This window comes from Streptomyces deccanensis, assembly GCF_022385335.1.
In the GTDB taxonomy this organism is placed as follows: Bacteria; Actinomycetota; Actinomycetes; order Streptomycetales; family Streptomycetaceae; genus Streptomyces; species Streptomyces deccanensis.
The window spans coordinates 7,690,084-7,709,191 of sequence record NZ_CP092431.1 but is presented as its reverse complement, the minus strand read 5'-3'; the positions used below and the strand labels follow the sequence as shown (position 1 = coordinate 7,709,191).

Genomic DNA, 19,108 nt, shown 5'->3' with positions numbered 1-19,108 from the left:
ACACGTGACCTGACACCCCCGCGCCTCGTGAGCTGAAACCAGCGCTCACGAGGTACATCCCCGCCTCACCTAACTCCCGTGCCGCAGCGCCCTTTCCGCCTCTGCTGCCGCGCGGCCGGGACCGTGCCTTCGAAGGACCCCCTTGTGACAGCTCCCTACCCTCCCCTGCCCGAACACCGGCCCCCGGACCGTGACTGCCGCTCGGGAGGCGTCCCCGGTTGAAGGGCGTAGCCGCCGGTATCGGTGTCTTCGTCCTCTCCCCTCTCCTCCTCGCCGGCACGGCCATGCTGATGGCCTCCTCCAGCGAGGCCGCCCAGAGCACCTACTCGTCCCTCACCTGCGTGGGCGACGTCGACACCGACGCCGTCGTCGAGCAGGTCACCAAGATCCTCAACGGCGCGTCCGCCAAGGACGTCCACGTCGAGGGCCTGAGCCTGCCCGAGGAGCAGATCCCCAGTGCTCAGACCATCGTGGCCACCGGGATCAGCCTCCACGTGCCGAAGAAGGGCCAGATCATCGCGCTCGCCACCGCGATGCAGGAATCACGGCTGCGCAACCTCAGCTCCGGCGACCGCGACTCGCTCGGGCTGTTCCAGCAGCGCCCGAGCCAGGGCTGGGGTACTGCCGAGGAGATCCACGATCCCGTCTACGCCTCCACCCAGTTCTACGAGCACCTGCTCGCGGTGGACGGATGGCAGCAACTGACCGTCGCCCAGGCCGCGCAGAAGGTCCAGCGCTCCGCCTACCCTGACGCCTACGCGAAGTGGGAGGAGCTGGCCACCGCCCTGCAGAAGGCGATCGCCGCCACCTTCCCCGACGCCGACCAGGACGCCACGGAGACGGACACCCCCTCCAACGCCGCGTCCTGCACGGCGACCGAGGACGGCTCCGGATACGGCACCATCCCCGAAGGGTCCGTACCGAAGGGCTACTCGATCCCCAAGGACGCCGACCCGAAGGCCCGCAAGGCGATCGTCTGGGCGATGGCGCAGCTCGGCACGATGTACCAGTGGGGCGGCACCTGCACCGCGCCGCACGGCCCGGACCCGATGGGCCGCTGCGACTGCAGTTCGCTGACCCAGCAGGCGTACGCCCATGCTGGCATCCAGCTCACCCGCACCACGTACACCCAGATCAACGAGGGCAACGCCGTCTCCCCCAAGGCGCTCAAGCCCGGTGACCTGATCTTCTCCCGCGGCAGCGCCGCCCGCCCCGAACACGTCGGTATATACATCGGCTCGGGCCTCGCGATCGAGGCACCCCGGACTGGCAAGCCTGTTCGGATCACTCCGCTGGCGGACTGGGACATCCTCGCCGCCCGCCGTGTCATCTGACCCTCGGTCGGGGCGCAGACCCCACATGTCGCCTGCATCACCAGTGCAGCGCGGGAACGGCCACGCACGGCACGTGAGCCGGATCGCCGCTCCCAATACCCCTGGGCCTCTTCCCTGCCCGCCTGCATGCGGCCCATCGGCAGGATGACCTGCCCGTTTCTCTCCCTCCTCTCTCTCGACATCACGGAGCATCTGAGTGATACCTCACCACCGCGTCCGGCGCGCTCTTGCGGCCGCCTCGGCGGGCCTGGCCGTCGCAGTCGGCGGCCTGGCCACCGCCTCCACGGCGCAGGCGTACGACACCGGCCATACGACGATCTCGTGCAGCGCGGTCAAGGTACGCAAGTCCCCGGCGAAGAACGCCACTGCGCTGGGCGTCGCCTACCGGCACGACAAGATCGCCTACAACCAGTTCGCGTACAAGCGCTCCGAGAAGACCTGGTACACCCGGGGCACGGTGACCCGGAAGTCCGACGGCAAGAAGATCCGCGGCTACGTGATCTACCAGTGCGCGAACCCGTACGGCAGCAACGGCGCGCCCACACCGCCGATCCCGAAGTAGTACGCCAGGCAGCCGGATCAGAGGCTGAGCCGTAGCGCCGTCGAAGCGGCACCGGCCCGCGTTGTGGCCTCTCCCCAGCCTCGGCACGAGCGCTGCTGTGCCCTCGCGCGCGACGACGCTTCGCATGCGTCGACGGGCTCGGCCAAATCCCGTACGGCTGCCGTCCGCCTCCCCGAGGCCGCCGCCTCGCACCTCCTCCTCTTCTCTTCATTGATTCCCGCGCGTCGGCTTCGGCGCGCGCAAGGAGCCTCCCTTTGCACCTGCTCGACACCGTGCAGTACCTGGCCTACGACCCCGGCATCACACCCTCGGGTGGCGGCCTGCCTGGCCTCGCCGTGCTGAAGAACGTCGTCAACTCAATCAACCTGTTCGCGATCGTCGCCGTGGTCGGCGCGCTCGCCGTCTCCCTCGGCGTGTGGGCCTGGGGCCACCACACCGGCGGACACCAGGCCGAGGCCAACGGCAAGAAAGGCGCGGTCGTTTCGGCTGGCGCCGCCCTCGGCCTCGGCGCCGCGAACGGCGTGGTCGCGTTCTTCTCCGCCCTCGGGTCGCAAGTCCACTGATGCCGAAACGACTCCCCTCCCTGTCCGGCTACGGCATCGGCTGGTCGACCCGGCAGCGCATCACGGTCAGCGCGATCGGCCTCGCCATCCTCCTCGCCCTCGCCGCCACCGTCGCTGTGTTCACCGGCCGCACCGGAACCAGCGACAGCCAGACCGCCACTCCGCCCAGCACGAGCAGCACCGCCTCCGCGTCCGCCGACCCGACGGCGTCGGCTGGGACCGGTTCGGTGGCGAAACCGCCGCCGGTGGCCGACCCGGTCAACTTCGCCAAGGCCGCCGCGGCGATGCTGTGGTCGTACGACACCCGGACCACCAGCCGTGATCAGCAGCTCGCCGGGATGAAGGCGTGGCTGACTGCGGAGACGAAGTACGCCGACTGGTCCTCCCTCACTGCCCAGGTACCGGATCCGGTGCTGTGGTCGCGGATGGCCGACCAGGACCAGTACGCCACTGCCGCCGTGGACGAGGCCCACTACCCGTCTGCGTTCAAGCAGGCCCTGGCGGACGATCCTTCGGCGATTACCGAGGCGTACATCTACGCCGTCACCGTCACCGGCAAGCAGCAGATCGCCTGGAAGAAGGGCGGCGCCGGCGCCGAGGACCGCTCGATCACCCTCGCCGTGCAGTGCCGTCCCAACGCCGACTGCTCCCTGATCTCCATCTCCCCCCGCGTCGTGCCCTGACACGCGCCCCGAGCCCACTAAAGAAAGGAGGGGTGACTCCCCTTGGGCTTCTGCGACCTCCCCCTCGCGGACAAACTGTGCGCGGTCGGCGACGCGGTCTCCTTCGCCTCCGACCCGGGCGCGGCCATCGGCAACTGGATGGCCAAATCAGCGGGCGAACTCGCCGCCGCCGGAGCCGACTTGGCCGCCGAGGCGGTCAACACCACCACCAAGGTCGACCTGAACGCCGGATGGTTCCGCGACAACTACGAGATGATCCTGCCGATCGGCCTGATCGTCCTTGTAGCCACCTTCTGCGCCCAGCTTGTCCGCGCCGCGATCCGCCGCGACGGCCAGGCCCTCACGCAGGCATTCACCGGCACCGCCGCCGGCGTCCTGTTCGCCTTCACCGCGATCGCCTTCACTACTGTCGCCATCGAAGTGGTCGACGCCCTCTCCGACGGCCTACTCAAAGCGGCGAACCTGTCCATCGATTCCGCCGTACGCCGCATCGTCAAGGTCGCCGCGATACCTGGCCTGTCGGCGATGGGCTGGCTGGTCGCCGTCTTCGCCGGCGTCGGCGCCGCCCTGGGCGCGTTCCTCTACTGGTGCGTGATGATGGTCCGCAAGGTCGGCATCCTCGTCATGGTCACCCTCGCCGTCTTCGCGGGAGCGGGCGGCGGCTGGGAGGTCGCCCGGCGCTGGCGCAAGGGCTGGATCGAGGCCACCGCCACCCTCGTCGTCTCCAAGCTCCTGATGACCGTGATCTTCGTGCTCGGTATCGCGGCGATGGGCAAAACGGAGGCCAAGGACGGCGTCGCCGCCCTCGCCGACGTCATGGCCGGCATCGTCATCATGGCGCTCGTCCTGCTCTGCCCCTACGCCACGTTCAAGTTCGTCCACTGGGCCGCCTCCGAAGGCTCCGACGCCGAGACGCTGCACCGCTCCGGCGGAGCTGGCGCGCAGATGGCCCGCCAGCACGCTGAACGCGCCGGCCGCAAAGCCGCCGCCGCGGTCGCCACCGCAGGAACTGGCGGTGCCGCGGCCGGAGCGGGCGCCGCTCCCCAGGGCCCGGACGCCGTGCCGGGCGGTTTCCCCGGCGACATCGCCACCAACCCCACGCCGGACACCGGCAAGGAAGGCGGCGGTTCGGACGCTCCGCCATCCGGGGGCGAGGGGATCAAGAGCGGTCTGGAGAAGGCCGTGCAGCCAGCGCCGACCAGTCCGCGCGAGGACACCAGCGGCCACCTCGGCGACAGCCCTGGGCCGACCTCCGGCGGAGGATCTCCCACCGGCAGCGGCTTCATGTCCGCGTCCGCGTCTCCGGCCGACGCTTCCACCCCGCCGCCGCAGGGCGCCCCGCCAGCCCCGACCTCCACACCCGCGGCCGGAACCGGCACTCCACCCCCTCCGCCCACCGGCCTCTGACCCTGCCCCCACGCCGGGACGGCACACCCGCACTCCCGTTCAGGTGTGCCGTCCTGGCCCCGCCCCGCGCCTTCCCGGAAACCGGCCTTGTCTGAACTATCCGTCTCCCCGATCACGGTCAAATTCCCGCACCGCTCACGGCGCGGAATCCTCCTCGGCCTCTCCCTCCCCCAACTCACCCTCGTCTCTACTGCGTTGGCGCTGCTGCTGATCACAGTGGTGACCACGGGGCTGCTCGGCGCCATCGCTCTGACCCCCCTATGGGCAGTCGTCGCTGCCCTGGTCGCCGCCCGCCGCGACGGCAGGTCCCTGATCGACTGGGCTCCGATCGTCTCCCGCTACGCCCACCGCCGCCGCACCGGCCAGACGCTGTGGCTGGCCCGGCCGGTCTCCCGGCCCCGCCAGGACGGCGTGCTGCACCTGCCCGGCACCGCCGCCTCGCTGAAGGTCGTCACCCCCGGCGACTCCGCCAACCAGGCTGCCGCCGTCCACGACCCGCACCACCAACGGCTCACCGCGATTGCCCGGGTCAGCAGCCGCGCGTACGCCCTGCTCGATCCGGCCACGCAGAATGCGAACGTGGCGGGCTGGGGCCGGGCTCTGGCTGGCATCGCCCGCACCGGCCACGTCGCCACCGTGCAGGTGCTGGAACGCACCGTCCCCGACTCCGGCGACACCCTCGCCCGTCACTGGGCCCAGCACGGCCGCCCCGACACTCCCGTCGCCGGGCAGGTGTACTCCGAACTGGTCGCCTCCGCCGGCCCAGCCGCCGCCCCGCACGAGGCGTACCTGGCCATCAGCCTGGACCTCAAGGCCGCCAAGCGCCTCATCAGCCAGGCCGGCGGCGGGCTCCCCGGCGCCTTCACGGTGCTGGAGCAGACAACTTCGGCCATCGCGCTCGCGGCGCGCAGCGCGGGGCTGATGGTGACGGGCTGGCTGACTGCGCGGGAGATCGCCGCGGTCATCCGCACCGCCTACGACCCTCACGCCCTGTCCGCCCTCCAGCAGTGGTCGCCGAACGGGCGGGCCGAGGCCGACCCTGCTGCTGCCGGGCCGGTTGTCCAGGTCGAGGAGTACGACCGCCTCGGCACCGACACCGCCCGCCACGCCACGTACTGGATCGAGAACTGGCCCCGCACCGAGACCACTCCCGGCTTCCTGCACGGGCTGATGTTCACCGCCGGGGTCCGCCGCAGCCTGTCCCTTATATACGTGCCGCAGGGGCTTGAGTCCGCGCTGCGCGACGTCCAGCGCAAGAAGGCGGCGATCATCGCCGACGCCAACGAGCGTGCCCGCCGCGGACAGGTGGATTCCGAGGCCGACTCGGTCGAGTACGCGGACGTCAAGGTCCGTGAGCGGCAGCTGATCGCCGGCCATGCCGACGTCGCCCTGACCGGGCTGCTCACCGTCAGCGCCGCAACAGACGCCGCTCTCGACGCCGCGTGCGCGCAGATCGAGACCGCCGCGGTCACCGCCCAGGTCGACCTGCGAAGGCTCTTCTTCCAGCAGCCCGACGCGTTCGCCCTCGCCGCCCTGCCGCTCGCCCGCACGGCGCTGTGACAGTGGTGCCGGGATGACGCTCCCGCCGCGCCAGACGGCATGGCCCGGACATCGTCTTCCTGCCCCGGCAGAGCCGCCCCGGACTGAGCGCTCCCGGTGAGTACGTCGTTTTTCGCCCCGCCCAGACCCTCTCCGCCCGGGCCTCCACCAGCCGATCCGCGCTCGCCGGTATATGCCACTGCCGACCACCACTTCGCTCTCCGGACCCGTTCCCGCCCTCGCCGACATCGCCGTTCTGCGGCACCAAGGACTCCCTTGAACGCACCCCCCACCACCGACGCGCATCCCTACCTCCGCGCAGCCACCGCCGGCCTGCGCCACCACACCCGTAGCCACGCCACCTCCTGCGCGCCGGCCGACCGCCTCCACCTGGACACGCTGCACGCCCACCTCACCGCAGCCCACCAGCTGCTCGACCAGCTCACCGACACCACCCGGCCCCCGCATCCGGCCGCCGGGCGTCATCTGGCCGCCGCTCACCTGCGGTTGTGGCAGGCCACCGCTGCCGTCCACGACGCCTTCCACACTGTGCCCACCGGCACCGAAGGCTCAGCAACCGAGGAGTGCCGACCCGAGCGGCTCCCCGACGGCCCGCTGGTGCTCACGATCTGCCAGCGGCACCTGGCCGCCTCCCACGCGATCCGCCGCAAGACCACCCCCACCGACCTGGCCACGCCATTGCACGGCCACACCACCAGCTGCACCATCTAGAACCCGCGCCGAATCGAGCCCGTCCCGCCATGACCCACCGGCCCGCCCGACGCGCCCGCCGCGCCTCGGCATCCCCCCTGTTCACCCCCCACGGCACCGACCGGGCCAGCCGCAAGACCGCTCGCCGTCAGCTCGCCGAAGCCGCCGCCAAGGCCCGCGCCGAAGCCACCGCCCTCCCGGACGGCAGCGAGCCGGTCGAGCCCGAGATGCCGCCTCCGCTGTACCCGGCCCGTGGCCGTCCAGGCCCCGGCTCCGCCCGCGGCAGCCGGCTGAAGCTGCCTCAGCACCGCATGACCACCGCCACCGCCAGCGGGGCGTACCCCTTCCTCGCCGAAGGCGGTCTCGGCGCCGAGGGCATCTACATCGGCCGCGACGTCCACGCCGAAGCGTCCTTCACCTTCGACCCCTTCTCCCTGTACGGGCGCCTCGAAGGGTTCACCAACCCCAACATCCTGCTCGCCGGTGTAATCGGCCAGGGCAAGAGCGCGCTGGCCAAGTCCTTCGCCCTGCGCTCCATCGCCCACGGCTACCGCGTCTACGTGCCCTGCGACCCCAAAGGCGAATGGACCCCCGTCGCCTCCGCACTCGGCGGCACCTCCATCGCCCTCGGCCCCGGCCTGCCCGGCAAACTCAACCCGCTGGACGCCGCCCCACGGCCGGACAACGTGCCGGAGGCCGACTGGGCGGGGGAGATCCGCAAGCGCCGTCTGCTCCTGCTCGGCTCCCTCGCGCGCACCGTTCTCGGCCGCGACCTGCTGCCGATGGAGCACACCGCGCTCGATGTCGCCCTCGACGCGGTCGTCGCCCAGGCCGCCACCGTCCACCGCACTCCGCTGTTGGGCGACATCGCGGCCACCCTCAACCATCCCGACCAGCTCGATGCCGCCGCTGGGCTCATGTCCGGACGGCTCGGCGAGGCCGCTCGTGACCTCGCCCACGCTATGCGGAGATTGGTCCACGGCGACCTGGCCGGCATGTTCGACGCCCCCTCCACCGTGCGATTCGATGCCACCTCGCCGATGCTGACCATCGACCTGTCCCGGCTCGGCGGCTCCGGCGACGACACCGCCCTCGTCCTCGCCATGACCTGCGCATCCGCCTGGATGGAATCCGCCCTCACCGACCCGCACGGAGGTCGGCGCTGGATCGTCTACGACGAAGCCTGGCGCCTGATGCGGCACCCCGGACTCCTCCAGCGCATGCAGTCCCAGTGGAAACTCTCCCGCGGCCTGGGCATCGCCAACCTCATGGTCATCCACCGGCTGTCCGACCTGCTCACCGCCGGCGACGCCGGATCACAAGGCCGCGCCCTCGCCGAGGGCCTCCTGGCTGACTGCTCCACCCGCATCATCTACCGCCAGGAAACAGACCAACTCCACGCCGCCGCAGCCCTGCTGGGGCTCACCTCGGTCGAGACCGGCGCCATTGCCCACCTCAACCGCGGACGCGGGCTGTGGCGCGTCGCCGGACGATCTTTCATCGTTCAACATCAACTCCACCCTCACGAGCTGGCCCTGTTCGACACCGACGCCCGCATGCACTAGAACTCCCGCGAGTTCCCTCCCACTGCGCGACAGAAACGACTCTGACCCACCTGACCTGGAGTACCCCTGCAGCACCCCGACTTCGAGCTGTACGACAACGTCGGCCGCACCGCCGACCAGATCAGCGCCTACCACACTCGCTCCGCCACAAGGGACGACCTCTACCGCTGGGCGGAGCGCGATGCCGAAGCCTTCCGCACTCGGCACACCCTGCCGCCCAAGCCCTTCCCCGCCCCGGACCTGAGTCCCTACCGCGAGGCTCTGGACGCGGCCGAGACTCCGGCCGAGTTCAGCACCGTCCTCAACGCCCTGCTGGACGCAGTCGCGCCGTTCCTCAACGAGGTCATCGAGCACCTGGCCGCCACTGCCCAGTGGAAGAGCCGAAATCGCGGAGCCGAACCCGAGTCACCGCCCTGGCTGCTGCGCGGCTCCGCCAGCAGCATCGCTTCAGCGCTGGCCATGGCAACCGCAGCGGATCTCAAGATCCTCCGCGCGCACTACGACCCGCCGCCGGACCTCGACGCGCTCCTGAAGCAGACCCGCATGACGCCCGGCACGCCCCCGGCCCCGCCCCAACCGCAGCCCGGCTCCGGAGGCCCACGGCGCTGAGCGCCGACGGATCAACCACCCGCCGCCGCACCTCAGGAATCCATGCCCCCGTCTCGCACCGATCTGTCCGCCTTCGCCTCCGCCCTCGCCGAACGACTGCCTGGCACGTGGACGAGCGAGTATCACCGCCACACCGCCTACGAGAACCAGTTCCCCACCGTCGAAGGGCTCTGGGACGCCGGCCACGTCGACTACATCGTCAGCCAGTACGTCCTCGGCCATGACGCCGTCCTCCACGGCCCCCACGGACAGCAGCTCTACGTCACCGACCGGCCCCTGTACCGCCACCAGTTCGTGGTGGCCCCGCTGGAGCCCGAGGGCTTCAAAACCCACCAGATCTCCCCGGTGCGTGAGCCGGACGGCATTGCTGTCCCCAACGATCCGGTCCGAGCCGCCGCCGCAGTCATCCGACGCTTGCTGCCCCGCTACCAGGTGGCCCTGGACGCTGTCCGTCACAACGCCCTCGTCCAGCCCGTGCCGCCACACCGCCAGCCCGCCCCCGAGGTCGCACAGACCCTCACGCTGGTCTGGTACCCGGACGGCGTGGTGGGCGCCCCGTACGACTCGGTGCCCGAGGAGGCGCGCATGACGCTGTTCGGCTGCAACTTCCAGTACAGCCCGCACGAGTCCGCCTTCGTACTGCCAGCCTCCTACAGTTCCAAAGAGCGCGCCTTGCTGGTCCAGCTCGTCGCTCTGCGGCTCACGCTCCGGGGCATCGGGGTCAACTTCCGCCGCGCCGCTCCCCTCCCTTCCCCTCCGGCATCAGCTGCCGCGAGCAAGGCACTGACGACGGTGTCCGCAGCCCCGACGTCCGCCAACCGGCGGTAGAACCAGTTCCTGTATCAAGGAGTTGCCGCTGTCCGATCCCGACCAGCGGATGCTGCTGCACGACGTGGCCGACCGGCTCAACACCGTGGCCGATCAGCTTCCGCTCCCCGACCAGATCCGCGCGGATCCCGCGCTGAGCGAGATCCTGGACGATGAAGTCCGCCATCTGGCCCGCCTGCTGGGATTCCTGGCCGGGGAGAGCGCCTTCCGTCACCGAGCCGCCGCCCGCTACCCGACCCGGACCACGGCCACGGTGCGCCGCACGACCCTCGCGCTCGCGAGCGCCGCCGAACCCACCGGGCTCGCGCTCGCCGCCCTCGGCGCCGCCGTCCACCACCTCGGCCAGCTCGCCGACCTCACCCGCCAGGCCCCCGGCCCCGCCCGCGACCGGGCGGTCACCGCCGCGCACCAAGGGCTCGTGGACCGCCTCGGCGACAGCCGCATCCACCTCGCCCGCGCCGCGAAGCACCTGCGTGCGGCAGCCGACACTCGCACGGCACCGGCCGCGACCACCGTGCCCTCCGCGCCGTCGGCCACCACAACCCCATCCCGTTCCCGCTGATCCCCTCCCCCGGAGCACCATCATTTCCCCGCACAACTCCGCCCGCCGCGCCGCCCTCCTGCTCACCACGCTCGTAGCGGTCACGCTGACCGCGTCCGCCTGCACCACCTCCCACACCAGCAGTCCTGACGCCGCAGCCAAGGCCACCCGCGCCGCCTCCCCCACGCCGACCGCATCCCCGGCGCTGACGAAGCAGGAGGCCCTCGCCCAGATCACCCGCTACTCCAAGATCAACAACGCGGCCAACGACGACAACAACCGCGCGCTCCTCGGCACCATCGAGGACGGCCCGCTGTACGCGATGTCGGTCGCGGACTACAAGGAGAACGAGGGCCTGCCCCAGGCCGACCGCGAGAAGTACAAGCCGTGGTCGTACAACCTCGCCTCCACGAACCTCTACATCCCGCGCTTCACCGCCGGCCAGAAGAAGTGGTTCGCCGCCGTCACGTACAACGGCAAGAAGGACAAGTACGCCCGCGTCCTGATCATGGCCGAGCAGACCAGGACGAAGCGGTGGGAGATGGTCGCGGCCGTCGACCTCGACGACAAGAAGCAGGCTCCGAAGATCGCTCTCGACGCCGACGGCTACGCCACCGCCCTCGACGCCACCTCAACGAAGAACGTCGCCGCCCCGCTCGACGTCCTGCGCGCGGCCGTCACGGACAACTTCACCAGCGGCGGCGACACCACCGGCAAGAAGGTGTTCACCTCCTCGAAGGCGTCCGCCCGGCAGATCAAGGCCCACGACTCGACCTTCCACAAGTTCGGCAGCCGCGGCACCACCGCGTTCTCCGCCGCCACCCCGGAGTTCACCGACAGCTACGCCCTCAAGACCGCCAACGGCCAAGCCCTCGTCGTCTTCGCGCACACGCACACCCAGCGCGACGCCGTCGCCTACTCCGGGCTCGAGATCGTGCCGGAGAAGAAGGACCGCGCATGGCTCGGCACGGCCAACAGCCCGTCCTTCACGTACACGTTCACCTGCTCCGATGTCGCCACCGTCCCCACCACGCCGGGCAAGTCGACGCTGATCGGCTACACCTGCCGCCGCACCGATGCCCACGGCATGACCACCTCCTCGTGACCACGGCCCCCTCGACACCTCACCGCACGAAGAACCGCCCTTGCACATAACCGAGTTCACCCACGCGCTCGCCGACCGCCTGCCCGGCTGGCAGCCCTCCCCCACCGTGGTACCCATCGCCGACGACCCGGCCAGCAACCGGATCTGGGACAGCGGCCCCTTGCCCTACGCCGCGTTCCAAACAGACGACGTCCAGCGCAGCGTCCTGACGCACCACTGGGGCCTGCAGCTGTACGTCATGCCCCGCCCCCACCGGCCGGACCAGTACCTCGTCCTGCCGATGCTGCCCGCCAACACCAGCCACCAGCACGTCCAGGGTCTCAAAGCTCCGCGCGGCATCGCCGTCCCCTCCGATCCCATGCGGGCCGCAGCCAGGATGCACCGCCGCCTGCTGGCCGACTACCGCTTCGCGTCCCCCACCCCGATCCGGCGCAGCAGCCCCGGCCACCTCCAGGTCCACGTCACCCTCGACGCCCAGCGGCGTCCACGGATCCGCACCGGCTACATCACCGTCTTCATCGAACTGCTCGCGCACGGCGGCTTTCTGCTCGACCCCGCCACCGGCGAATGCCACCTGCCGGACACCCTCACCCCCGAGCAGACCCGACGTCAGCTGATCAAGAGCCTCCAGCGCCTGCGGCACCGCGACTTCCACATCACCGTGCACTCCATCGAGGGCCCGCGCTCCCACCCGCCCCTTCCACGGGGCAACCCGCGCAAGGGAAACCGCCGATGAGCCAGAGCCACGACGCCTTCGTCCACGCCCGCCTGACCACCTGGCGGCGCCGCATCAACGAGACCGCCGTCGGCCTGCTCCCGCCGCAGACCGGCAGCGCACAGGCTGCACTCGTACCCGTACTGGACCAGCTGGTCGCCGTGTACAACCTGTCCTCCGGCCTCGTCGCCGATCTGCGGCAGTCCACCGACAGCTCCCTCGCAGAGACCGACGCGGGACGTGAGTACCTGACCCAGCTGGCCACCGCCCTCGCGCACAGCAACCGCGCGGCCACCCACCTAAGCACGACGGTGATCGGTCTCGCCGACACCCACCGGCTCACTCGTCGCCCCGGTACCGCCACCCCGGTCGAGAGCCAGCTGAGCATCACTCTCGGCCATGCCGCCGCGCTGCGCAGCCTCCAGCGTGCTCTCGAAGCCGTCACAAACGCGCTCGCTGAGGCTCAACCCGGTTCGGCGTCTTCCTTGATGCCGACTGTCAGCGAGCAGCACCGCCGGGCAGCCGACGCCGGTGGCGCCAATCCCGCACGCCGCCGCCCTTGAAGCGCATGCGTCAACCACCCATCATCCGCACGTTCTTGGAGAACTCCCTGGCCACCCGTTCCTTCATCGCCCGCACCACCGACACCGGATATGCCGGCGTCTACGTCCACTGGGACGGCTACCCCAGCCACCACCTCCCGCTGCTGCTCGGCGCCCACCAGTACCGTTTCGACGGTGACCTCGACGCCCTGTGCCGGCACCTGATCGACGGGGCACCCGAGGGCTGGTCCCAGCTGGGCACCGACCTCCTCGACGGCGCCCCCGAACCCCTGCGCGCCGAACTCGTCGGCAGCGACGAACACCCCAGCAGGAAGCACGACAACGTCCGTGTCATCACCGTCGGCGCAGCCGAGCCTGAGCCGTGGACCGTCACCGAGAAGTCCCACGGGGGCCTGGACTGGGGGTACGTCCTGCACCCGCATGGCATCGAGGTCATCTCCCTCCACGCGGAAGACCACGGCCCCCTCGTGGCCTGGGCCACCGACCCCCGGGCCCGGTTCAGCAACGGCACCTACCGCTGGCGCCCGGGCCACCCGATCCCGGCCACCCTGCCACCTCGGGCGACCGTCCCCAGCACACCAGCCACAGCTCCAGCGCCGACCGCCACACCTCGTACCGCGCCCCGCCGCTGACCCCTTCCCGTCCCCTCTGCCGCGGAGAACCTCCTGCACTCCCCCACCGCCAAGATCACAGTCGTCATCGCCACCCAGCTACGCCCCGACCGGCTCGACCACCTGACGGCCATGTACGAGAGCCTCACCCGGCAGAGCGTGCCCTGGGAGGCTGTGATCGCGCTCGACGGCGCCGACCGCACACGCCTGCCGACGCCCCTCGCTGAAGACTCGCGCCTGTGCATCCTCGCGCTGCCCCGGCAGGTCGGCGCGGCCTGCGCCCGTAACCTCGCCCTGGGCTGCGTGCGCACCGAGTTCGTCAACTGGGCGGACGACGATGACGAGTTCACCGACGATGCCATGGCCGTACGGTTGCGCACCCTGGAGATGACCGGCTTGGGCTGGTGCGCGGGATACAGCGAGGACTTGCACCCGGACGGCACGACCTCGCTGTGGCGATGCCCGACACCGCCCGGCCGGCACGCGGCCGGAGACGTGTGGACCTACTGGACGAGGCCCGAGGACACCATCCCGATCGGGCCGACCACGATCCTGGCGCGTACCGATCTCGTACACGCAGCCCCGATGGGCGGACTCGTCCAGGGCGAGGACTACATGGCGGCGATCGGCGTCACCTGTCTCGCGCCGGGCATCCTGCTGCCCGTCCCGGTCTACCGCTACCGCAAACACCCAGGTCAGATGACCCGCCAGGACGTCTATGACGTCTTGGAGCCGGGGGCTCGGCGGCATGCGTGGAACTACGGACGCAGCCTGCGAGCCACCCTCTCTGGCCGGGAAACGAGCGATGCAGCCGGGGTGGTCTGATGTCTTCCGCCGTGACCCCGGCCACGCTCGATTACCTGGCCCAGCGTGTGGACGAGCTGGCAGCCCAATTCCCCACCAGCCCGGACGCTGTCGACCTGGTCACGCTTACCGATGACATCGGCACACTGGGCCACCACCTGCAGCACGCCATCGAACGCGCGCAGGAACGGTTCACCGCGTCGGAGACGGTCTATCCGCCCGAACGCGTCGCCCTGGTCCGGCTCGCCAGGGCCGCCGCCGGTATCGCGCGAGCTCTGGACACACTCGCCGAGGCCCTGACCTATGCCACGACCGGCTTCCAGCGCGAGGCCGTGGAGGACCTCGCCCACTCGCCTCTGCGCAACGACCCCGAGGTCCTGCGGATCATGACGGCCGAGAAGTACGTCGCGGCCCGCGCCCGCCTGCGCCACACCGCCGCTGCCCTGCGCACGGCATCCACACCGGCTGGGTCATCCATGCCTCGAACGACCGGGCTACAGACCCAGCCTGCTGCTGGCCCGCAGCCACGGCAGCCGAACCGCCACTGAGCCTGTCGAAGGACCCCCGAGATGCCCCCGAACCCTCCTGCCGAGATCCGGCTTGCCTACAGCCGTGCCGCCGGTCTGGTCGCCATCGCCCACGGCGAGCAGTTCCGGTGGGCCAACACCGCCTTGGAACAGGCCGGATTCACCAAACGGGACGACGGAAGCTACAGCACGCCCGGCCCCGACGTCCGCGCTGCCGCCGCGAAGCTGCTGCCCCTCGCCCAGCGCCACCACGCCACCGTGGGCGTCAGCCCCCGTCCGTTCCTCGGCGACATCGCCGACCGGATCACCGCGCAGCTGCCCGGGACGTGGACCGCGCAGGTCGAGATCTACGCCCATCCCGTCTGGCAGGGCGATCTGCTGCCCTGGCTGTGGGACCGCGGTGAACTCGTTCGGACGGTGGAGGACCAGCGGGTGCCATATGCGGCGACGCTCACCAGCGACACCGGCGTCGAACTGCTGCTCGCGGAACGGGGCGAGGATCCCCAGCGCGGCTATCTGATCGGGGCGCTCACCTCCCCCAGGAGTTCAACGACAGCTACGACAACCCCTACGCGCCGTCCAGCATCGTGCTTCCCTCCCAGCCGGACCTGGCGGCCGAGGCCATCACGGATGCGTTCCTGCCCGCCTACCACCGGGCCCTGCACGAACGGCGTCTGGACGCCGTGATCACGGCACTTGACGAACTGCGCGCCGAGTACGACGAGGTGACGGCGATCTGGGTATCCGGCCGCTCCAGCGACGGCACCCTCCTCGACGGCCACGGACGAAGGGAGGCGAACAGGACCTTCGCCGAGCGCGCCTGGCGCACCTTCCAGCCTGTCCTCACCCACGCCCCCGGCCTGCGGTGTCACGGTCACCGGACGTTCCGCCGACGCCGACATCGTGGCCCAGCTGAGCGAGACCCTTGCCGCCAGCCAGGCAGCACTCGACGCCTGGCGGCTTTGACACCACCCCGGCTCGGCCCAGCCCTGGCGCCTGGTGCCGCCGGCCGAAGTACGCACCCGGCTCGGCCTGCAGGCGGTGCCCGCCATCGAGACCTGGCTCGCCGGGCGCGGCGCGTTCGTGCGCATCGCGCGCTCGGCCGGACCCAGCGGCCCCACCCGGCCGCCCGTCGGCGGGAGCGTTCCCTGCGCCCAGCCCGCCGTACCACGCCCCTCACATCCACCAGCCCCTCGCCGCTGACCAGCAGAAAGGATCCCCCTCTGTCCGACCACTTCCGCTTCCGCCACCATCCCGAACACGGCTTCGTCGCCACCGCCGCTCCGAGCTTCACGCCCCACCTGGCCGAATGGTTGCTCGTCCGCGAGCAGTTCGAGCCCGTCCCCTTCTCGCCGGGCCTGTACCGGCTCACCGAGCCCAACCGCGACGGGCTGCGCCGCACCCGCCAAGCCGTCCACGACCTGCGCAACCTCGGCTACCGCGTGCGGGACGACAGCGCGCTCGATCCCGCCCACGCATCAGCTCCACCCCGGCCGACGGCCAGCAACGACCTGGCCGAACGGCGCTCCCGCATCGCACGGGCCGCCGCCGTACGCCCCTCCCGGATCACAGCCCTGGCCAACGCCGCACCGTCGGCGCCGCCGGCCGCCGCAGGTAAAGCCCCGGCTGCCGGTCAAGGACGGAGCCGGTGAACCTGACCAGCGAGCCGATCCGCATCACCCGCGGCGAAGGCGGCGAGGTCGAAGTCGAAGGACTGTACGACGAGTTCGCCGCACGCATCCTGGCCCGCGCCGGATTCATGACCTTTCCAACGCTGCGCGGGCAGTGGGTCCGGCTGCCCTTCGACCTCGGCCGCGCCTGGGAGAACGAACACGCCAGCTGGGCGGCCGACATGCTCACCGCCGCCCGCTACCACGTCGACCTCGACCCGGACCTGCGACCCGGCCCGCCCGACGGATCCGCGCCGCCGACGACCCGCCGTACGAAGGCCGCGATGACCGCCCAGCCCGCACCGCCCGGTAGTACCCGGCGCCCTCGCCGCTGATCCCTTGAATGGAAACACGTCTCCTCAATTGACCACGACTGATGATGCGGCGGGCCAGGCCCCGGCCGCCGCCTCGACTTCCTATCGCGCTGTGCTGGGCAGCCGGCATGTCGCCCGGCTGCTCGGCGGCACTCTCATCGGACGCATGCCCAACAGCATGGCGCCCGTGGCCATCGTGCTCCTGATCACCTCCCAAGGTGCCTCCCTTGCCTCAGCCGGACTGCTGAGCGCCCTGTACGGGCTGGCTGGCGCACTCTCCCAGCCGGTCAAAGGCCGCCTGATGGACCGCCATGGCCAGATGCCGGTGTCCGCACCCGGCGCAGTCATCAACTCCGGCTGTCTGCTGCTCCTGCTGGTCGGAGACGATCCGACTCTCGCGCTAGCCGCGGTCGTGCTCGCGGGCCTGTCTTCCCCTTCCCTGGAGGCAGGAATGCGGGCCCTGTGGCCCACCGTCCTGCCCGACCCTGGCCGGCGCCGGGTCGCCCTCGCGCTCGACACCGGCTCCCAGGGCCTGCTCTACATCGCCGGCCCGCTCCTGGTCGCCGCGCTCGCCACCGCCTACGGTCCCCGCGCCGCGATCCTCGCGACCGTCGTGCTCGGCCTTGTGGGCACGACCGTGGTGCTCACCGCGCCCCCGTCCCGCACCTGGCGCCCGCAGCACACCGCTGGCTCCGCCGCGGCTGGGCTGCACAGCACGCCCCTGTCGCTGGTCTTCCTGGCCCATGCCAGCTTCGGAATCGCCCTCGGCGCCAGGAACGTCTGGGCGGTGGCCATGGCCGAACTGCACGACATGGATCTGCTGTCCGGACTGATCCCAGCCGCCTTCGCCACCGGCAGCTTCCTCGGCGGACTCCTCTACGCCCGCCGAGCCTGGCCGGGCTCACCCATCGTCCAGCTGCTGTCGGCCGCGGCCGGATTCTGCGCCGGGTGGCTGCCACTGCTCGCCCTTCCCGGCCCTCACATGGCCACCGTCGTGGTCACCGTGCCGGGCATGTTCCTCACTGTGGTGATCGCCTGCGGCTTCACGACCGCGGACGCCCTCGTGCCAACTCAGCGGAGAACCGAAGCGTACGCATGGCTGATCGCCTCGGTCGGCGTCGGCCAGGCCGCCGGCACCGCCCTGGCCGGGGCCCTCGCCACCCACCGCCTCACAGCCGCGGCCCTGCCCGCGGCCGGAGCCGCCCTCGCCCTGACGGTCCTCGCCGCCGCCCGCCACCGCATCACCGCCCGTGGTGGCCACTGAACCCACCGCCGTCGTCCCACCCCTCTGTTTTCCACCCCAGCGACAGCGACACGACCCGCGGGCCCCCGAATGGGACGACCGCCGCTGGTCCGAGTCCGACACGCCCACCTCCCCGTGGATGTCGCCGCCGCCCCGCTTCCCATCCCTCACCTCTGAAAGGCCCTTCCGCCTTGCCCCACCCGTCTTCTTCCGTCTGGGACCACCACATCGAGGACTGTGCGGTCTGTACCTCGCCCGACCGCGACGAGCCGGCCCTGCTGCGCTGCGCCGTCCTCACGGTCTTGCAACACGGCGTCTTCATGGTCGAGGACGACATCCCGTTGGCCGAGATTCTCAGCGACGGCGGCCACTACCTGCGCGGCCTGGCTTCGTCCCTGGGCGGCGACGAGACCACCCCGGTGCCCAGGACCGAGCACTGGCCCTGGGGCGACGCCGAACTGCGCCTGGCCGTCGCCCGCGCCGCAGGTCTGGACGCCGTCAGCACCCTCGATGCCCGTATCGACGGCGTCCTGGCCACCGCTGCCCGCAGGACCCCGCGGCGCCAGGCGGACCTCCTCGAACGCGCCGCCGAGCAGTTCGCCCAGCAGCACGCACCCGCCTCCCGCACCCCCTGACCCCGCCGACGCCCACGCCGATCCCAACGCAAGGAGAATCCCCGCCCATGGCCGTTGTTGGTACACCCGGCTATCAGAACGTGCGGAAAGGCGAGTCAGGTAGCTGCGGGGCGGTGAGGCCCGCCCTGGAGCAGGTCGGCAGTCATTGCCCATCGTTCGTGGTCCAGCGACGCACCGTTGATGTGCTGGAAGCCCGGGCCCGCCTCGCCTTCGACCAACACCCCACCGCTTTCCCGCCACCACCGATAGGAGATCCGCCTTGCCCGAAGCACCAGCAGAGCCGTTCATGACGATCCGGCACACCATCACCGGCGAGATCACCACCACCGGCTACAACGCCGCCGCCCGGCGGATCCTGCTCCAGGACGGCTTCGAAGAGACGCCAGGCTGCGCCTGCCGAGCGACGGAACCCGGTACGCAGCGGACGCACGGGCATGCTCGGCAGCCGGCGAGCTGCTCGTCGCCGGCCATCCCCTGCACCTGGACCGAGCCCTCGGCCGGCCGGTGAGCGCCGACGGTACGCCCCGGTTGGCCCGGTCACCGATGCCGGCACAGTCCGTGGTCCCCTCCGAGAGCGGC

Annotated in this window: 23 protein-coding genes; all 23 read left to right on the top strand. The window is 71.1% G+C overall.

The features are described from left to right. The first annotated feature begins 218 nt into the window (after positions 1 to 218). Positions 219 to 1,334 carry a C40 family peptidase gene (locus L3078_RS34125; RefSeq protein ID WP_239757781.1) on the top strand — a complete coding sequence of 372 codons (1,116 nt, stop codon included), beginning with the start codon at positions 219 to 221 and terminating at the stop codon, positions 1,332 to 1,334. Between the two features lie 196 nt (positions 1,335 to 1,530). Beyond that, the gene (locus L3078_RS34120; protein ID WP_239757780.1) at positions 1,531 to 1,896 is read left to right on the top strand and encodes a hypothetical protein; all 366 of its coding nucleotides are present in this window, start codon (positions 1,531 to 1,533) and stop codon (positions 1,894 to 1,896) included. A gap of 254 nt (positions 1,897 to 2,150) precedes the next feature. Then, positions 2,151 to 2,459, top strand: coding sequence for a DUF6112 family protein (locus tag L3078_RS34115; RefSeq protein ID WP_217570564.1), 309 nt, complete (start codon positions 2,151 to 2,153; stop codon positions 2,457 to 2,459). Further along, on the top strand, positions 2,459 to 3,142 hold the full coding sequence (locus L3078_RS34110; RefSeq protein WP_239757779.1) for a hypothetical protein: 684 nt from the start codon (positions 2,459 to 2,461) through the stop codon (positions 3,140 to 3,142). The genes L3078_RS34115 and L3078_RS34110 overlap by 1 nt, the downstream gene beginning before the upstream one ends. A gap of 42 nt (positions 3,143 to 3,184) precedes the next feature. Then, positions 3,185 to 4,549: an SCO6881 family protein gene (locus L3078_RS34105; protein WP_239757778.1), complete on the top strand. Its 1,365-nt coding sequence runs from the start codon at positions 3,185 to 3,187 to the stop codon at positions 4,547 to 4,549. Between the two features lie 87 nt (positions 4,550 to 4,636). Continuing rightward, the gene (locus L3078_RS34100) at positions 4,637 to 6,109 is read left to right on the top strand and encodes an SCO6880 family protein (protein WP_239757777.1); all 1,473 of its coding nucleotides are present in this window, start codon (positions 4,637 to 4,639) and stop codon (positions 6,107 to 6,109) included. A gap of 255 nt (positions 6,110 to 6,364) precedes the next feature. Beyond that, entirely contained in the window at positions 6,365 to 6,820 is a 456-nt protein-coding gene (locus L3078_RS34095; RefSeq protein ID WP_239757776.1) for a DUF6238 family protein, read from the top strand. A 29-nt stretch (positions 6,821 to 6,849) separates the two neighbouring features. After that, positions 6,850 to 8,364, top strand: a complete 1,515-nt coding sequence (locus L3078_RS34090; protein ID WP_239757775.1) for an ATP-binding protein — start codon at positions 6,850 to 6,852, stop codon at positions 8,362 to 8,364. Between the two features lie 459 nt (positions 8,365 to 8,823). After that, positions 8,824 to 8,973: a hypothetical protein gene (locus L3078_RS34085; protein ID WP_239757774.1), complete on the top strand. Its 150-nt coding sequence runs from the start codon at positions 8,824 to 8,826 to the stop codon at positions 8,971 to 8,973. A 42-nt stretch (positions 8,974 to 9,015) separates the two neighbouring features. After that, positions 9,016 to 9,801, top strand: a complete 786-nt coding sequence (locus tag L3078_RS34080) for a hypothetical protein (RefSeq protein WP_239757773.1) — start codon at positions 9,016 to 9,018, stop codon at positions 9,799 to 9,801. Between the two features lie 22 nt (positions 9,802 to 9,823). Next, the gene (locus L3078_RS34075; protein ID WP_239757772.1) at positions 9,824 to 10,363 is read left to right on the top strand and encodes a hypothetical protein; all 540 of its coding nucleotides are present in this window, start codon (positions 9,824 to 9,826) and stop codon (positions 10,361 to 10,363) included. Next, on the top strand, positions 10,275 to 11,447 hold the full coding sequence (locus L3078_RS34070) for a DUF8094 domain-containing protein (RefSeq protein WP_239757771.1): 1,173 nt from the start codon (positions 10,275 to 10,277) through the stop codon (positions 11,445 to 11,447). The genes L3078_RS34075 and L3078_RS34070 overlap by 89 nt, the downstream gene beginning before the upstream one ends. A gap of 40 nt (positions 11,448 to 11,487) precedes the next feature. Beyond that, the gene (locus tag L3078_RS34065) at positions 11,488 to 12,183 is read left to right on the top strand and encodes a hypothetical protein (RefSeq protein WP_239757770.1); all 696 of its coding nucleotides are present in this window, start codon (positions 11,488 to 11,490) and stop codon (positions 12,181 to 12,183) included. Next, a complete protein-coding gene (locus L3078_RS34060) occupies positions 12,180 to 12,725 on the top strand; it encodes a hypothetical protein (RefSeq protein ID WP_239757769.1) in 546 nt (181 codons plus the stop codon). Before L3078_RS34065 ends, L3078_RS34060 begins: the two co-directional genes overlap by 4 nt. Before the next feature lie 5 nt (positions 12,726 to 12,730). Beyond that, a complete protein-coding gene (locus L3078_RS34055) occupies positions 12,731 to 13,357 on the top strand; it encodes a hypothetical protein (RefSeq protein WP_239757768.1) in 627 nt (208 codons plus the stop codon). Between the two features lie 54 nt (positions 13,358 to 13,411). Beyond that, the gene (locus L3078_RS34050) at positions 13,412 to 14,161 is read left to right on the top strand and encodes a glycosyltransferase family 2 protein (RefSeq protein ID WP_275593231.1); all 750 of its coding nucleotides are present in this window, start codon (positions 13,412 to 13,414) and stop codon (positions 14,159 to 14,161) included. Next, positions 14,161 to 14,688 (top strand): hypothetical protein, encoded by a 528-nt coding sequence (locus L3078_RS34045; RefSeq protein ID WP_239757766.1) that lies wholly within the window; start codon positions 14,161 to 14,163, stop codon positions 14,686 to 14,688. Before L3078_RS34050 ends, L3078_RS34045 begins: the two co-directional genes overlap by 1 nt. 21 nt (positions 14,689 to 14,709) lie before the next feature. Then, positions 14,710 to 15,354, top strand: a complete 645-nt coding sequence (locus tag L3078_RS34040; RefSeq protein WP_239757765.1) for a hypothetical protein — start codon at positions 14,710 to 14,712, stop codon at positions 15,352 to 15,354. Between the two features lie 626 nt (positions 15,355 to 15,980). After that, positions 15,981 to 16,319, top strand: coding sequence for a hypothetical protein (locus L3078_RS34035; protein ID WP_220645643.1), 339 nt, complete (start codon positions 15,981 to 15,983; stop codon positions 16,317 to 16,319). Continuing rightward, positions 16,316 to 16,672, top strand: coding sequence for a hypothetical protein (locus L3078_RS34030; RefSeq protein WP_239757764.1), 357 nt, complete (start codon positions 16,316 to 16,318; stop codon positions 16,670 to 16,672). Before L3078_RS34035 ends, L3078_RS34030 begins: the two co-directional genes overlap by 4 nt. Positions 16,673 to 16,700: 28 nt before the next feature. Next, positions 16,701 to 17,915: an MFS transporter gene (locus tag L3078_RS34025; protein WP_239757763.1), complete on the top strand. Its 1,215-nt coding sequence runs from the start codon at positions 16,701 to 16,703 to the stop codon at positions 17,913 to 17,915. 170 nt (positions 17,916 to 18,085) lie between these two features. Continuing rightward, positions 18,086 to 18,529, top strand: a complete 444-nt coding sequence (locus L3078_RS34020) for a hypothetical protein (RefSeq protein WP_239757762.1) — start codon at positions 18,086 to 18,088, stop codon at positions 18,527 to 18,529. Between the two features lie 286 nt (positions 18,530 to 18,815). After that, positions 18,816 to 19,037 (top strand): hypothetical protein, encoded by a 222-nt coding sequence (locus L3078_RS34015; RefSeq protein ID WP_239760566.1) that lies wholly within the window; start codon positions 18,816 to 18,818, stop codon positions 19,035 to 19,037. Positions 19,038 to 19,108: the final 71 nt, after the last annotated feature.

What these genes read in the sequence shown, in the direction of transcription:
- L3078_RS34015 (WP_239760566.1), top strand. Translation starts at nt 18,816, where the DNA reads ATGACGATCCGGCACACCATCACCGGCGAGATCACCACCACCGGCTAC.
- L3078_RS34090 (WP_239757775.1), top strand. Translation starts at nt 6,850, where the DNA reads ATGACCCACCGGCCCGCCCGACGCGCCCGCCGCGCCTCGGCATCCCCC.
- L3078_RS34045 (WP_239757766.1), top strand. Translation starts at nt 14,161, where the DNA reads ATGTCTTCCGCCGTGACCCCGGCCACGCTCGATTACCTGGCCCAGCGT.
- L3078_RS34060 (WP_239757769.1), top strand. Translation starts at nt 12,180, where the DNA reads ATGAGCCAGAGCCACGACGCCTTCGTCCACGCCCGCCTGACCACCTGG.
- L3078_RS34085 (WP_239757774.1), top strand. Translation starts at nt 8,824, where the DNA reads ATGGCAACCGCAGCGGATCTCAAGATCCTCCGCGCGCACTACGACCCG.
- L3078_RS34055 (WP_239757768.1), top strand. Translation starts at nt 12,731, where the DNA reads ATGCGTCAACCACCCATCATCCGCACGTTCTTGGAGAACTCCCTGGCC.
- L3078_RS34080 (WP_239757773.1), top strand. Translation starts at nt 9,016, where the DNA reads ATGCCCCCGTCTCGCACCGATCTGTCCGCCTTCGCCTCCGCCCTCGCC.
- L3078_RS34040 (WP_239757765.1), top strand. Translation starts at nt 14,710, where the DNA reads ATGCCCCCGAACCCTCCTGCCGAGATCCGGCTTGCCTACAGCCGTGCC.
- L3078_RS34110 (WP_239757779.1), top strand. Translation starts at nt 2,459, where the DNA reads ATGCCGAAACGACTCCCCTCCCTGTCCGGCTACGGCATCGGCTGGTCG.